We start from the raw sequence: 13,966 nt of genomic DNA, 5'->3' as shown, positions 1-13,966 counted from the left end.
TATCGTATGCATTCTTCTGACCGGCGGCGGATGTTCGGCCCGCCAACAGGGTCAAACGTGCTGTCCTCCATTGATGTGGATTTCGGCTCCGGTGATATAGGAGGACTGCTCCGAGCAAAGGAAATAGATGGTTTCCGCCACTTCCTTCGGCTCCCCCAGCCTGCCCATCGGCACCTCTGCGGCAACCAGCTCATCGGTGCCTGGCGAAAGGATCGACGTCTCGATTTCCCCCGGAGCAATGGCATTTGCCCGCACACCGAAACGGCCGAATTCATGCGCCATTTCGCGTGTCAGGGAAGCCAGCGCCGCCTTGGAGGCCGCATAGGCAACGCCCGCGAATGGGTGCACGCGCGATCCCGCAATCGAGGTGACGTTGACGATCGAACCCTTTGCCGCTTCAAGCTCCGGCAGAAGTGCCCGGGCCAGAAGTGCAGTCGAGATGAGGTTGACGTTCATCACCTGCGTCCACACGTCGGCAGCCGTTTCGGCAACGCCGAGACGGCTTTTCTCCGGTCCCTTCGGCGAAATACCGGCATTGTTGACGAGCGCTTGCAGCTTGCCCTTCGGCAATCTTTCGCGCACAGTATCAACGAGGCGGTCGATCTGGCTTAAGTCGGCAAGGTCGGCCTGGATGTGGCTTTCGCGGGCCGAAGGCCATGCGCATTCCTCGGAAAACGGCTGGCGGGAAACGGTGAGGATTCGCCACCCCTTGGCCTGAAAGAGCTTGACGGTGGCGTGGCCGATGCCGCGGCTCGCACCGGTCAGTAGCATGTAAGGTCGATCTTCGCTCATACCGCCGCTCCTTGATGTTTGATGCATCATATTAGCCCATTTGGGAAATGCAACAGGTCATTTTCGCCGGATTAATTTTCTTCCCGGGTGGTGATGCGCTCCAGGATAGGCTTCCCGCCAAGCAATATGTCATCGATGATCGCCATGGCCGCCGCAGCCGAGTCATGTCGCTTAAGAGCATCCACAACCGGATAATGATGATCGATCATCGCGCGTCCGGCAGGAATGTAAACGTCCGATATGTGCGGACCCATCTGAAGCCAGAGGCGCCTCAATATGCCGTTAAGCACAGGCAGCCCGGCAATTTGCGGCAGCATGAAGTGGAATGCCTGATTGAGCGCAGCACCCTTTAGACCATCTCCATCGGCAATGGCCTGCTCATTGTCGCGTAAAACCTGCTCCAGCGCTGCAATATCCTTGGCAGTCGCCGTTTGCGCTGCGGTTTCTGCCGCCAATCCTTCAAGCTTCACACGAATTGACCTGATTTCCCGGTAGCGTGCCTGTTTCATGTCGGGAATCCGAATATCCCGCGGCGAGCGGAAGATCAGCGCTTCGTCATTGGCAAGCCGCAGGATCGCATCGCGGATGGGCGTGACACTGGTGCCGAACTGCTCGGCCAGATCGCGGATCTTCAGGCGCTCGCCGGGTTGAAAGCGCCCCTGCATGAGCGCATCGCACATGGCGGAGTAGACCGTGTTGCTCAAGCTCTCATAGTCCAGCGGAGAAAATTCCGGCATAAAACCTCCCGACCCAATTTGATGCTTGATGCATCATAATTTTATGTTACATCACTCATATCAGTTTGGTCTTGATTGGCAATATGGGGGAGACAGGTGGAAGCAGCCGCGACGTCCAAAGAGGACGCCATCTCCGCTTCGCTGACTGTGACGCCGCTCTTGACGGTGAGCCAGCATGCATTCGAAATCTATGGCTTTACCGGCTCTACCAAGAGATTATCGAGCGAACGCGACGAAACTTTCCTGTTCACGCGTGAGGACGGCGTTGAATTCACGCTGAAGATCGCCAATGCCGCAGAAGAACCAGCGGCTCTCGAATTTCAGGATGGCGCGCTGCTGCATCTGGCCAAAGCTGCTCCTCATGTTCCAGTGCCTCGCCTCGTGCTGACGCGAAACGGCAAAGAGAGCCACGCGCTTCAAACGGTCGACGGGCCACGCATCATGCGTCTGCTCACCTTCCTTCGCGGCGACTTGCAGTACCGAACGCCCGCAACGGCGAGGCAAAGCCGAAATGTAGGCTCGGCACTGGCGCAGTTGGGGCTAGGGCTTAAAGATTATGGCGGACGACCGCCCTGCGGAAAGCTAATGTGGGACATATCCCACACCTTGGATCTGCGCGCCTTTACCAGCTTCGTGGGAGCGGAACGCCGAAAAGCTGTCGAGGCGGTGCTCGAAGAATTCGAGATCGCACTACCCTCGATAAGGGCGCTAAAGCGCCGCCAGATCATTCACAACGATTTCAATCCACACAATATCCTCATGCAGCCGGATGCTCCTTCCGAGGTCTCGGGTATCATCGACTTCGGCGATATGGTCGAAGCACCTCTTATCAACGATGTGGCAGTCGCGCTCTCTTACCATCTCGCAACCGATAACTGGCAGGAGAGGGCGCAGGCCTTTCTGGAAGGCTTCGTTGCCGTGCGTCCGTTGCAAGCCGACGAAATAGAGCTTCTGCCTCTTCTCACCCGCTGCCGTCTGGCCATGTCCATCGTCATAGCGGAGTGGCGCTCGGCGCTTTTTCCCGACAACCGCGATTACATCATGAGAAACCATGCTTCCGCATGGCGTTCCCTGCAACACATTCCGCAACTCACATCCGCCGGGTTGAAAAGCCTTGCGTCAAATCTTTCGAGGGCTTGAAACATGTCTATGGTCAACGCTTTTTCGCGCGATGATTTCGAACGTCTGGATGAGGCCGAAAAGGCTTTGATTGCAAGGCGAAACAAGGTTCTAGGCCCGGCATATCGCCTTTTCTACGAAAAGCCTCTGCACCTCGTGCGGGGTGAGGGCGTCTTTCTCTATGACACGGCAGGCACGCAATATCTGGATGCCTATAATAACGTCGCTTCGCTGGGCCACTGCCATCCGCGCGTCGTTGAAGCGATCACCGCGCAGACGGCGATCCTCAATACCCACACGCGCTATCTGCATGAAGGCATCATCGAATATGCCGAAGAGCTGACCGCAACTTTTCCCGATGAACTGAGCCAGGCGATGTTCACCTGCACGGGCAGCGAGGCAAATGACCTTGCCTTCCGCATCGCCCGCTTCGTCACCGGTGGCACGGGCGTCATCGCGACCGAACTTGCCTATCATGGGCTGACCAGCGCTGTTGCTGAATTCTCGGCTTCGCTCGGAGAATCCGTGACCCTCGGCGCCCATGTCCGTACCGTCCCGGCACCGGATAGCTATCGTTATTCGCCCGAAGACATGGCACAGAAATTTGGCGCGGACGTAAGGCGCGCAATCGCGGATCTGAAGCGTCACGGCATCAAGCCTGCGCTTTTTATCGTAGACACGATCTTTTCCAGCGACGGCATCTTCGCCGGTCCGAAGGGCTTCCTGAAGCCTGCTGTCGATGCGATCCACGAGGCTGGCGGTCTGTTCATCGCCGATGAAGTTCAGCCGGGCTTCGGTAGAACCGGTGAAGCGATGTGGGGCTTCCAGCGCCACGGCGTGATGCCGGATATGGTGACGCTCGGCAAGCCTATGGGCAATGGCTATCCCATGGCGGGCATCGTGATGAAGCCAGAAGTGATTGCGCAATTCGGCCCGCAGGCGCGATACTTCAATACCTTCGGCGGCAACCCGATTGCGGCAGCCGCCGGTAGAGCCGTTCTGGATACGATCAAAATCGAGGGCTTGCAGCAAAATGCACTGGAAGTCGGTCGCTATCTTATGGACGGACTTTCAAACCTCGCAGGACCACAGTCGGTGATCGGCAATGTCCGCGGCTCAGGCCTCTTCATCGGCGTGGAAATCGTTTCCGATACGGCAACGAAAAAGCCGGATGCTGCCCTGACCTCCCGGATCGTCAACGGCTTGCGGGAACGTCACGTTCTGATCAGCGCATCTGGCCCGAATGCCAACATACTAAAAATCCGCCCGCCGCTGGTCTTCGCACGCGAGCATGCCGACCTCTTCCTAGACAAGCTCAAGCTCGTGCTCGACAGCCTTGGAAAATAAAAAGCGCGATGTGAGAACGCCCTGCACGTTCGCAGTCGTCGGGGCTTCCGAACCGTAGTCCCGATGTTACCGTTGCGAGCAAGCTTACTGCCTCTATCGCAGCGACGATCAATCGACGGGGTGCGACCCTGATAGAAAAAGCCACCGAAGCACTGGCTTCGGCGGCTTTTAAAATCAGGTTATTATCTGCCCTCAGCGATGAGCCAAGGCTTGCCATGCAACCTCATGCGGCACGGCTGGAGAATGACGACTTGACGCGATCCATCAAGCGGTTCGCGGGCGATCCGGCGTTGCTGGAATGCTGAGCGTGAAGCGCCACTGAACCTGTTTCGAACTTGCCAACGAGTTGGAAGAGCGCCTCTGCTTCGCGAGCGAGAGAATGGCTTGCCGCAGTGGATTCTTCCACCATCGCCGCGTTCTGCTGTGTTCCCTGATCCATCAGCGAAACAGCATGGTTGATTTCCTTGATGCCGGTGGACTGTTCACGCGAAGCTTCAACGATGGAAAGAACGTTGACGCTGATTTCCTTGACCTGCTCAACGATTTGGCCAAGTGCCTCACCGGTTTCGCCGACGAGCGAAACGCCGCTCTTTACATGTTCACCGGATTTGGCGATCAGGGTCTTGATGTCTTTCGCAGCGCTTGCCGAACGTTGCGCAAGTTCGCGGACTTCCTGCGCCACGACAGCGAAGCCCTTGCCTGCTTCACCTGCTCGCGCGGCTTCCACACCTGCATTCAGTGCCAGCAGATTGGTCTGGAAAGCAATCTCATCGATAACGCCGATAATCGTGGAGATTTCGTTGGACGACGCTTCGATTGCGTTCATCGCATTGATGGCATTCGTGACGACGTGGCCGGAATGTTCGGCATTTTCGCGTGTAACGCTGACCAGACGACCGGCTTCCTCCGCGCGACGCGTGGTGTCGGCGACGGTCGTGGTAATCTGCTCCAGGGCAGCGGCGGTTTCCTCGACGGACGCGGCCTGCTGTTCGGTACGCTTTGCCAGATCGTCAGCCGCAGAGCGGATCTGGTTCGATCCCGCAGAGATTGCCTGCGCGTTGCCGCTCACGTCCACAATCGCATCTTCCAGACGCTCGATAGCACCATTGAAGTCCACCCGGATCTTGTCGAGGCGCTCGGCAAATGTCTGCTCGATGCGGTGATTCAGCTTGCCATTCGCCATCGCGCCGAGGCCAACGGCCAGCGTATCGACCGCGAATTGCACTTCTGCGGCATCTTCCGCCTGACGCTTTTGCTGCTCCATGCGCTCACGCTCGGAAAGAGACCGGTTGGCGTCCGCCTCGGCTTCGAGACGCAATCTGTCCTGCGCGTTCTGCTTGAACACGGCGACGGACTTGACCATGTCACCGATTTCGCTTCGGTCTGCAACCGCATCGATGTCTGCCTCTGCATTGCCAGCGGCTAGCTCACGCATGGTCTGCACGATCCGCGTGACGGGGCGCGTGATGGAGCGAGTGACGATTGTTGCCAGAACCGCCACGATGGCCAGAACGCCGATGGAGGTGAGGATGGAAATCAGGAAATCCTTGTGCTGCGCATCGGCAGAGGCAGTTGCATATTCCTTCAGCTCCAGACCGGTCTGATCTTCAACTGCCTTCAGCGCATTGATGCGGTTGGTCGTTGCCTTGTACCAGTCTTCACCGGTAACGCTGCTCATCTGGCCACCAAACGGAGCCTGAAGTGCGACGCTGCGCTGCTTCTCGACAAGCTGACCGGCATCGCTCGAAAGTGCTGCCTGAAGCGCGGCACGCTGCGGTGCGCCCGCATAGCTGTTGAAGTCTGCAAAATACACGTTCTGCATGGCGCCGAACTTCACGAACTGCTGATAGCCTTCAGGCGTGAATTTGCCAGTCGCGAAAGCTGCCGTACCAATGGTACGTTCCTGTCCAGCGCGTTCCTTGCCCTGCAAGAGCGCAGAATAGGCGACGATCCGGTTGGAAATCGTGCTGTCCGTCGTAAGCGAACTCATGGATTCGATCAGCTTGATCAGGCTGCCGATCGTGTCTGCAAAATAAGAAGCGATATCCGGCACGGTTGCCTTCAGGGAGGACACATCTTCACGCATCGTCCTCAGCCTGTCGATCTTGCCTTGTGCCGCAAACGCCAGTTCCTTCATTGCCGGGCCACCAATGGCGTCATTGGATGTAAGGTTCAAAGTCTTGAAATTCGCGATTGCAGCATCTGCGGCAATACGCTGCTTATCCAGAAGCGAACCGAATTCACCTACGCCCTTTGCACCCACGAAGCCAGCGGATGCGCCGCGCTCTTTTTGAATTTCGTGGATAGTCGCGCCGATGATTGGCGCCATCGAAGAGATATCGGCAACCGAACGCGCTTCTGAAGCATGACCAAGGCGTTTTACGTTGTCCTGAACGACAGCGCCAATCAACGCAATCGTTGGAATGGCCGCAACAAGAACGACGCGCGTACCGATTTTCAAATTGCCGAATATGCTCACGTAAAGCCTCGATTTCTGCTTGTGAAATGAGCAGCAGCGAAACTGCTCATGCTAAATTGGTAGGAAGGATAATAGTTTTGATTAGGAACAATTGTTTAAGCTTGGTTATCGTGCCTAGTTTTTCATCAGAAATGCTTATTATTTAAGTCGACCGCATAGATTTGCGGTTCGTCAATTCTATGCTCGTTGATGCCGGGCCACGGCCCGATTACAGCACAGCTGGAAAAACGAAGAGAAACCCACTAACCTGGCATGGCTCCTGGGCCTGGTTTATGCTTTCCCACGAAGATGCTGCTCCGCTTCGGCGAGCATGACATTGACTTCCGAGGGTCTCGCCGACGCCATGATGAACCGATGTGGAGTAATAGCGCAATTGCTTCCGACTTCGATTCGATGAAGTCTCGTAACGTCCTGCATCCGAAGGAATGTTCGCTGGCGGGATTCGCATTCCCCGTAGAGATATGAAAGATTGCTCCGCCCAGATCATTCATAATTCGCAGTGACGTCTGGTTGAGGAAGCTGTGCGGATCGACACCGAAGCCTACCAGCGCAAAACCTTTGCCGAGCACCTCACGTCTATGCAGGCTCTGCTACCGTGGATGCCCTTCAACAACAATCATCGGAGTTGCAGACGCGCCTTGACGCATAGGCACGCCAATGACTTCTGCGCTTTCATCGGTTCTGGGAGGAAATCATGACAGAAAAATCAACAAGTAATTTAAGGCCTTACGTCGTCCTGTTCATGCTTTTCCTGTTTCAGACGCTGAACTTCTTCGACAAACTGGTCTTCGGTCTCTCCGCAGTCCGATGATGAAGGCGCTGAGTATCTCGCCGCAGCAGTTCGGCTTGATCGGCAGCAACTTCTTCCTGCTTTTCTCCATTTCCGGCGTGCTGGTCGGCCTTTTCGTCATCGGGCGGATTCCGGTGAAATGTATCCTCGTGCTCCTCGCCCTGATCTGGTCGGTCGCTCAGATCGCTATCTATTTTACCAGCTCGGTCACGGCGCTGATTGCTTGCCGCATCCTGCTTGGCCTAAGGCGAAGGCCCCGGCCGCCGACCGCACTTCATGCCTGCCAGAACTGGTTTCATCCGCAAAAGCGCAGCGTTCCCGGTGCCATCGTGGTGCAGGGCATCAGCGTCGGCCTGCTGGCGGGTGGCCCGATCTTGACCTGCTTCATCCTGAACCATGGCTGGCGCGTCGGTTTCCTGTTTTGCGGCGTGATCGGCCATGTTTGGATCGCATGCTGGCTTCTGGTTGGCGGTGACGGTCCTTACAAAGAAAGATGGCAAGGCGGCTGCCGTCGATAATCACGATGCCATTCCAGCAAAAAATCTCTGGCTCGACCCAATCGTGATCGGCGTCATCATCATGTCCACCATGTCCTACTGGATCGTAGGCATGTCCGCCACATGGCTTCCGCCCTTCCTGCAACAGGGGCTCGGCTATTCGCAGGGTGAGATCGGCTACATCATTTCCACCGTCTATATCTTCCAGTGTCCGCTTCTGCTTCTCGGCTCATGGGTTGCGCAACGCATGTTGCAGAGAGGTGTGAGCAAGCGCTCGGGCTTAGAAGCGCCTCCGGCTATGCCCTTCTCGTCAGCGGCCTTGTCCTCGTCGGATCGGTCTATGTTACCGGGCTCTTGCAGTTCGCCCTCGTTGCATTGCCTTTGCAGCACCAAGCCTGACCACGATCTACGGACCTATCACGCTTGGCGCCGTAGCACCCGCCGTTCAGCGCCGTCGTCTGATCGTCACCGGCGCATTTGGCCCATGGATGATGACGCCGGATGAGTTGGGCGCACTTGACTATTTGCGACTTCAGACAAGGCTGAATGGCGTTGTGGTACAGGAAGCGACCATCAGCCAGATGATCTTCGATATTGCCCGCCAGATCGAATATTGCTCCAGCTTCACGCGGCTTGAGGCAGGCGACGTTATCGTCAGCGAAAGGCCGGGCGGTGTCGGCGCCAAGCGCAACCCGCCGCTCTGGATGAAGCCGGGCGATGTCGTTGAAGTGGAAATCGACACGCTAGGTATTCTGCGCAATCCAATCATCGAAGAGGCCGCGTAAGCCTCATCACGGCCATCCATCGTTCTGCTTAAACTTAAAATGGCACGCCTCATCGGGGCGTGCCCTTTCATTTAAGCCGTAAGCTTTCGATCAGAGAAAATCGTCGCGGCGGGGCGTGAAGCAGTCGATCAACTCGCCTGCCTCAAGGCACATGCAGCCATGTTCGATGTTCCCCGGTATGACCAGACTGTCGCCCTTCGCCAGTTCATGCGCTTCACCATCGCGGAAAAAGCGGAAACGTCCGCTTGCCACATAGGTCGATTGCACATGCGGGTGGCTGTGCAGTTTTCCTTCGGCATCCTTATCAAAGCGGAAGGAGACGACCATCAGTTCCGGCGCCTCCGAAAGCACGGTGCGCTGTACGCCTGCATCGGGCGAGACTGTCGGGAAAGTGGGACGTTGCATCTTTTATCTCCTGTGAAATCCCTGCGCTGGCGGTTGCATCTGCAGCGTGTCGCCAAGCGGCTATTGACCTCATGATACATATCGTACAATAACGAGCAAGAGATATTATGTCTTGAGATCAACAACCAGTGGAGATGTCTGCATGTTGAGTGTCGTCACACGACAGGCCGTGAACCCGGAATACGCAAAAACGCTCGATACGGAGGGCCTGCGCAAGCACTTCCTCGCAAACGACATGTTCCGCGAAGGCGAAATCCGGCTGATCTATACGCATTACGACCGCTTCGTCATGGGCGGCGCGGTACCGAATGGCAGTTCGCTGACGCTGGACAAGGTGGAAGAGACGAAGACGCCGACTTTCCTTGATCGACGCGAAATGGGCATCGTCAACATCGGCGAAACCGGCACCGTTAGCGCGGCCGACGAAACCTTCACGCTGAACCGCGGCGACGTTCTCTATCTCGGCGCAGGCTCCGGCGCTGTGACGTTTGCAGGCGCTGGCCGCTTCTACATCACCTCATGCCCGGCCCATCGCAGCCTTCCGGCCAAGCTCGTCACCATTGCCGACAGCAAGGAAGTGAAGCTTGGCGCGACCGAGACATCGAACAAGCGCACCATCAACCAGTTCATTCACCCGCTTGTCATGGAAAGTTGCCAGCTGGTGCTGGGCTACACATCGCTTGAAGACGGTTCCGTCTGGAACACGATCCCGTCTCACATCCATGACCGCCGCATGGAAGCCTACCTCTATTTCGGCATGGACGAGAAGTCCCGCGTTCTCCACCTGATGGGTGAGCCGCAGGAGACGCGCCACCTCTTTATTTCCAACGAAGAAGGCGCGATTTCCCCACCATGGTCAATCCATTCAGGCGCGGGCATCGGATCCTACACCTTCATCTGGGCCATGGCTGGCGATAATGTCGACTATACGGACATGGATTTCATTCAGCCTAGTGATCTGAAATGACGGGCATTTTCTCTCTTGAAGGTCGCAAAGCGTTGGTCACCGGGTCCAATACCGGCCTTGGCCAGGCAATTGCGGTGGCTTTTGCCGTCGCAGGCGCCGAGGTGGTGTGCGCCGCGCGCCGTGCGCCGGATGAAACACTGGATCTGATCTCTAAACAGGGCGGGAAGGGCAGCGCCCTGCTCATCGATTTCAGCGACCCGATGGCCGCGAAGGATATTTTCACCGGAGCAGGCTTCGATATTCTGGTCAACAATGCAGGCATCATCCGCCGCGCCGATGCGGTGGAGTTTGGTGAACGGGATTGGGACGAGGTGATGGATGTCAATCTCAAGGCCCTGTTCTTCACCACGCAGGCCTTTGCAAAGGAGCTGCTGAGCAGTGGCCGCAGCGGTAAGGTCGTCAATATCGCCTCGCTCCTGTCGTTTCAGGGCGGTATTCGCGTGCCGTCCTATACCGCTGCAAAGCATGGCGTTGCCGGTCTTACCAAGCTCCTCGCCAATGAGTGGGCGGCCAAAGGCATCAACGTCAATGCGATTGCGCCCGGCTACATCGAGACCAACAATACGGAAGCCCTGCGGGCGGATGAGGACCGCAACAAGGCGATCCTTGATCGCATTCCGGCAAATCGCTGGGGAAGGCCCGAAGATATTGCAGGCGCCGCCGTCTTCCTCTCATCTGCTGCCGCAGATTACGTTCACGGCGCAATCCTGAACGTCGATGGCGGCTGGCTGGCCCGATAGTTAGACTAATTCATCATACAACACATATGATGAGTAGTTGACAATCATATGCCAGTTAGATTAGCTGTTTGCGACTTGTGTAGGAGGAAGTTTCGGTAAGCTATGATTGAATTAGCGCTCCCGAAAACGACCTCCTCACACTTTCAGTAAAAGCGTAACCTGTGCAGCTCCCGCTGGCATCGAGCCGGTGGCTCATCAGGCATACGGACTTGCAGCCATCGCCCGATGGCGCGCAGGCCCGCCCTCATATCGAAATGCAAGTTTGTTGTCGGTTTGACCATCGCGGCAAGGCATCGGGACGTGCCGACCGCCTGTGTGGCTGCCGATAACGCTCATCAACAATATTTGGAGTTCATGAAAATACCGGTCCGATAGCCTGGAGGGGCAGGGACCACCTGATCAATGGAGGAGGAAAGTATGAAGAAGTTTGCAAGTCTTATGTGCGTTGCGCTTGGCGTGACCTTTGGGGCTGTTCCGGCAATGGCGCAGGAAATCACCTTGCGCTCCGCCGATATCCACCCGGATGGATATCCGACGGTCGAAGCCGTCAAATATATGGGCGAGTTGCTGGCCGAGCGCTCTAACGGTCGCATCAAGGTTCAGGTTATGAACAACTCGGTGCTCGGCGGTGAAAAGGACACGATCGAGCAGACCCGCTTCGGCGTGATCGACATGAACCGCGTCAATGCGGCACCGTTCAACAACCTTGTCAAGGAAACCACGGTTCTCGGTCTCCCGTTCCTGTTCCGCTCCACCGAGCACATGCACAACACGGTTGACGGCCCGATTGGCGACGAGGTGCTTGCCGCCTTCGAACCCCACGGGCTTGTCGGTCTGGCGTTCTACGATTCCGGCGCGCGTTCGTTCTACACGACAAAGAAGCCGATTGAGAAACTGGCGGATCTAAAGGGCCTGAAAATCCGCGTTCAGCAATCCGATCTCTGGATTTCGATGATGCAGGCTTTCGGTGCCAACCCCACACCCATGCCCATGGGCGAGGTTTACTCGTCGCTGGAAACCGGCGTGGTCGATGGCGCTGAAAACAACTGGCCGTCCTACGAATCCGCGCGCCATTACGAGGTCGCGAAGAACTATTCGCTGACCGAACATTCCCTCAACCCGGAAATCCTCGTCATGTCCAAGGTGACATGGGATAAGCTGAAGCCTGAGGACCAGCAGCTCGTTCGTCAGGCCGCCAAGGATTCCGTCGGCAAGATGCGCGAACTCTGGAGCGCGCGCGAAAAGGCATCAGAGGAAAAGGTCCGCGCCGGCGGTGCCAATGTCATCAAGGTCAACAAGGAGGAATTCGCCGCAGCGATGACTCCGGTCTACGACAAGTTCGTGACCGACCCGAAGATGAAGGATCTGCTGGAACGGGTGAAGGCGGTGAAGTGATTCAAGGCGAGACCGGCTCTGGAAACAGGGCCGGTTTTCCTTTGCCATCTTTCGCCTGGAGGAGGAGGAATAGAGATGCGTAATTTCATGCGGGCCATCCGCCCGTTTCTTGGCGTGCTCAGCAGAGCATCGCTTTACATTGCCGGCATCGGCATGATTGCCATGACGTTGATCGTCGGCTGGCAGGTCTTTGCCCGGTATATTTTGAACGACTCCCCCAGCTGGTCGGAACCGCTTTCCCTGCACCTGATGTCATGGTTCATCATGCTGGGCGCTGCCGTTGGCGTGCGCGAGAGCGTTCACCTCGGCCTCGATATCATTCGTTATCAGATGCCGCCGCGGGTGCAGGTCTCGATGGACCTCGTCAGTCTGGCGCTCATCTTTTTCTTCGGTATCGGTATGGCCTGGTACGGCACGACGCTTTCCATGGGCACATGGACAGCCACCATCCCCGTGCTTGGATGGCCGGGCGGCGTCGATTTCTTTCCTCTGGTCGCGGGCGGATTTCTGATCGCGCTGTTTTCCGCAGAACGCTTCATCGACCTCGCCCTTGGTGAGGACATTGCAGCCGACGTGCTCGTTCAGGAGGCCGCGTAATGGCCTATACCATCCTCTTCGGCGTCTTTACGCTTCTCATGATGATCGGTACGCCGATTGCTTTCTGCCTCGGCATAGCATCCTTCGCGACCGTGCTTTATCTCGGCCTTCCGCCCATCGTCGTGTTCCAGCAAATGAACTCCGGCATGAACGTGTTTGCGATGATGGCGATCCCGTTCTTCATTTTCGCGGGCGACTTGATGGTGCGCGGCGGCATCGCCCATCGCCTCATTCGTTTCGCCGCGGGTCTTGTCGGCCATCTGCGCGGCGGTCTCGGGCAGGTCAATATCGTGGCATCGACGCTGTTCGGCGGCATTTCCGGTTCAGCGGTCGCTGACGCGTCAGCTGTCGGCGGATTGATGATCCCGCAAATGGCAAAGCGTGGCTATGACAAGGATTATGCCGTCAACGTCACCGTCAATGCGGCCATCATCGCCCTGATGATCCCGCCATCGCACAACATGATCCTCTACTCGATTGCCGCTGGCGGCAACGTATCGGTTGCAGACCTTTTCACAGCCGGTATCATCCCCGGACTTCTGCTGGCCCTGGCACTGATGGTAACCGCCTACATCGTTGCCCGGCGCCGAGGATACCCATCCGAACCCTTTCCGGGTTTCTACAAGGTCGGCTATTATCTTCTGGCCTCTTTCCCCGGCATTCTCCTGATCGGCATCATCTTCGGCGGCGTGCGCTCCGGCGTTTTCACCGCAACGGAGAGCTCGTGCATAGCCGTTCTTTATGCCTTTCTCGTTGCGATGCTCGTTTATCGGGAATTGAATTGGGATGGTTTTGTAGAAGCCGTGATGGGTGCGGTTCGAACCACGGCGATGGTGCTTCTGGTCATCGGAACCGCCGCTGCTTTCGGCTGGCTGATGGCCTTCCTTCAGGTGCAAACGCTGATGATCGCCGCGATCAGTGCGATTTCGGACAATCCGATTATCGTGCTTCTCGTCATCAACATCATTCTGCTGCTGCTCGGCACCTTCATGGACATGGCGCCGATGGTGATCATCGCAACGCCGGTTCTCCTACCCGTGGTCAAAGCCTTCGGCATTGACCCCGTCCATTTCGGCGTGGTCATGATCCTGAATGCAGGTATCGGCCTGAATACGCCGCCGGTAGGAACGGTCCTGTTCGTCGGCTGCGCCGTTGGCGGCATATCGATAAGGCAGGCGATGCGTACCATCTGGCCGTTCTTCGGCGCAAGCTGCGCGGTGTTGCTGTTGGTCACCTACATTCCGGCGCTTTCGCTCTGGTTGCCATCTCTCTTCCGTTGATCTGAAGTGCCATCATCAAGCCTCCGCCGTCGGCGG

13 protein-coding genes and 1 pseudogene are annotated in these 13,966 nt (G+C 57.0%); 10 read left to right on the top strand and 4 right to left on the bottom strand.

The window, feature by feature from the left end:
* Positions 1-51: 51 nt before the first annotated feature.
* Positions 52-792: an SDR family NAD(P)-dependent oxidoreductase gene (locus tag CFBP5473_RS22710; RefSeq protein WP_027674953.1), complete on the bottom strand. Its 741-nt coding sequence runs from the start codon at positions 790-792 to the stop codon at positions 52-54.
* 71 nt (positions 793-863) lie between these two features.
* On the bottom strand, positions 864-1,529 hold the full coding sequence (locus CFBP5473_RS22705) for a GntR family transcriptional regulator (protein ID WP_027674952.1): 666 nt from the start codon (positions 1,527-1,529) through the stop codon (positions 864-866).
* Positions 1,530-1,625: 96 nt separating this feature from the next.
* On the opposite strand from CFBP5473_RS22705, the gene CFBP5473_RS22700 reads away from it, so the two are divergent.
* Complete coding sequence (locus CFBP5473_RS22700; protein WP_037170878.1) at positions 1,626-2,669, top strand: phosphotransferase; 1,044 nt, start codon at positions 1,626-1,628, stop codon at positions 2,667-2,669.
* 3 nt (positions 2,670-2,672) lie between these two features.
* Entirely contained in the window at positions 2,673-3,995 is a 1,323-nt protein-coding gene (locus tag CFBP5473_RS22695; RefSeq protein WP_027674950.1) for an aspartate aminotransferase family protein, read from the top strand.
* A gap of 223 nt (positions 3,996-4,218) precedes the next feature.
* Here CFBP5473_RS22695 and CFBP5473_RS25615 read toward each other — a convergent pair whose 3' ends face one another.
* Positions 4,219-6,474, bottom strand: a complete 2,256-nt coding sequence (locus tag CFBP5473_RS25615) for a methyl-accepting chemotaxis protein (RefSeq protein ID WP_051441232.1) — start codon at positions 6,472-6,474, stop codon at positions 4,219-4,221.
* 807 nt (positions 6,475-7,281) lie between these two features.
* Between CFBP5473_RS25615 and CFBP5473_RS25460 the strand changes: the two genes are divergently transcribed.
* From CFBP5473_RS25460 to CFBP5473_RS22680, 3 genes and pseudogenes are all read left to right on the top strand, one after another.
* Positions 7,282-7,782 carry an MFS transporter gene (locus tag CFBP5473_RS25460; protein ID WP_051441231.1) on the top strand — a complete coding sequence of 167 codons (501 nt, stop codon included), beginning with the start codon at positions 7,282-7,284 and terminating at the stop codon, positions 7,780-7,782.
* Complete coding sequence (locus tag CFBP5473_RS25455) at positions 7,703-8,266, top strand: hypothetical protein (protein ID WP_234881898.1); 564 nt, start codon at positions 7,703-7,705, stop codon at positions 8,264-8,266. The genes CFBP5473_RS25460 and CFBP5473_RS25455 overlap by 80 nt, the downstream gene beginning before the upstream one ends.
* Positions 8,229-8,546: pseudogene (locus CFBP5473_RS22680) on the top strand (fumarylacetoacetate hydrolase family protein); the annotation flags it as partial. The gene CFBP5473_RS25455 and the pseudogene CFBP5473_RS22680, both read left to right, overlap by 38 nt.
* 90 nt (positions 8,547-8,636) lie before the next feature.
* On the opposite strand, the gene CFBP5473_RS22675 reads toward CFBP5473_RS22680, so the two are convergent.
* Positions 8,637-8,951 (bottom strand): cupin domain-containing protein, encoded by a 315-nt coding sequence (locus CFBP5473_RS22675; RefSeq protein ID WP_027674948.1) that lies wholly within the window; start codon positions 8,949-8,951, stop codon positions 8,637-8,639.
* 142 nt (positions 8,952-9,093) lie between these two features.
* On the opposite strand from CFBP5473_RS22675, the gene kduI reads away from it, so the two are divergent.
* From kduI to CFBP5473_RS22650, 5 genes are all read left to right on the top strand, one after another.
* Positions 9,094-9,918: a 5-dehydro-4-deoxy-D-glucuronate isomerase gene (kduI, locus tag CFBP5473_RS22670; RefSeq protein WP_027674947.1), complete on the top strand. Its 825-nt coding sequence runs from the start codon at positions 9,094-9,096 to the stop codon at positions 9,916-9,918.
* Positions 9,915-10,658 carry a 2-dehydro-3-deoxy-D-gluconate 5-dehydrogenase KduD gene (gene kduD / locus CFBP5473_RS22665; RefSeq protein ID WP_027674946.1) on the top strand — a complete coding sequence of 248 codons (744 nt, stop codon included), beginning with the start codon at positions 9,915-9,917 and terminating at the stop codon, positions 10,656-10,658. The genes kduI and kduD overlap by 4 nt, the downstream gene beginning before the upstream one ends.
* A gap of 417 nt (positions 10,659-11,075) precedes the next feature.
* Positions 11,076-12,053, top strand: coding sequence for a TRAP transporter substrate-binding protein (locus CFBP5473_RS22660; RefSeq protein ID WP_027674945.1), 978 nt, complete (start codon positions 11,076-11,078; stop codon positions 12,051-12,053).
* Positions 12,054-12,128: 75 nt separating this feature from the next.
* Positions 12,129-12,650, top strand: coding sequence for a TRAP transporter small permease (locus tag CFBP5473_RS22655; RefSeq protein WP_027674944.1), 522 nt, complete (start codon positions 12,129-12,131; stop codon positions 12,648-12,650).
* The gene (locus CFBP5473_RS22650; RefSeq protein ID WP_027674943.1) at positions 12,650-13,930 is read left to right on the top strand and encodes a TRAP transporter large permease; all 1,281 of its coding nucleotides are present in this window, start codon (positions 12,650-12,652) and stop codon (positions 13,928-13,930) included. The genes CFBP5473_RS22655 and CFBP5473_RS22650 overlap by 1 nt, the downstream gene beginning before the upstream one ends.
* Positions 13,931-13,966: the final 36 nt, after the last annotated feature.

The sequence above is a fragment of the Agrobacterium larrymoorei genome, assembly GCF_005145045.1.
Lineage (GTDB): Bacteria > Pseudomonadota > Alphaproteobacteria > Rhizobiales > Rhizobiaceae > Agrobacterium > Agrobacterium larrymoorei.
The sequence above is the reverse complement of the archived record's forward strand: the minus strand, read 5'-3'. Positions and strand labels throughout refer to the sequence as shown.

Excerpts from the sequence above, each read along its gene's own strand:
- CFBP5473_RS22710 (WP_027674953.1), bottom strand. The coding sequence starts at position 792 with ATGAGCGAAGATCGACCTTACATGCTACTGACCGGTGCGAGCCGCGGC.
- CFBP5473_RS22705 (WP_027674952.1), bottom strand. The coding sequence starts at position 1,529 with ATGCCGGAATTTTCTCCGCTGGACTATGAGAGCTTGAGCAACACGGTC.
- CFBP5473_RS22695 (WP_027674950.1), top strand. The coding sequence starts at position 2,673 with ATGTCTATGGTCAACGCTTTTTCGCGCGATGATTTCGAACGTCTGGAT.
- CFBP5473_RS25460 (WP_051441231.1), top strand. The coding sequence starts at position 7,282 with ATGATGAAGGCGCTGAGTATCTCGCCGCAGCAGTTCGGCTTGATCGGC.
- CFBP5473_RS25455 (WP_234881898.1), top strand. The coding sequence starts at position 7,703 with ATGTTTGGATCGCATGCTGGCTTCTGGTTGGCGGTGACGGTCCTTACA.
- CFBP5473_RS22675 (WP_027674948.1), bottom strand. The coding sequence starts at position 8,951 with ATGCAACGTCCCACTTTCCCGACAGTCTCGCCCGATGCAGGCGTACAG.
- kduI (WP_027674947.1), top strand. The coding sequence starts at position 9,094 with ATGTTGAGTGTCGTCACACGACAGGCCGTGAACCCGGAATACGCAAAA.
- kduD (WP_027674946.1), top strand. The coding sequence starts at position 9,915 with ATGACGGGCATTTTCTCTCTTGAAGGTCGCAAAGCGTTGGTCACCGGG.
- CFBP5473_RS22660 (WP_027674945.1), top strand. The coding sequence starts at position 11,076 with ATGAAGAAGTTTGCAAGTCTTATGTGCGTTGCGCTTGGCGTGACCTTT.
- CFBP5473_RS22655 (WP_027674944.1), top strand. The coding sequence starts at position 12,129 with ATGCGTAATTTCATGCGGGCCATCCGCCCGTTTCTTGGCGTGCTCAGC.
- CFBP5473_RS22650 (WP_027674943.1), top strand. The coding sequence starts at position 12,650 with ATGGCCTATACCATCCTCTTCGGCGTCTTTACGCTTCTCATGATGATC.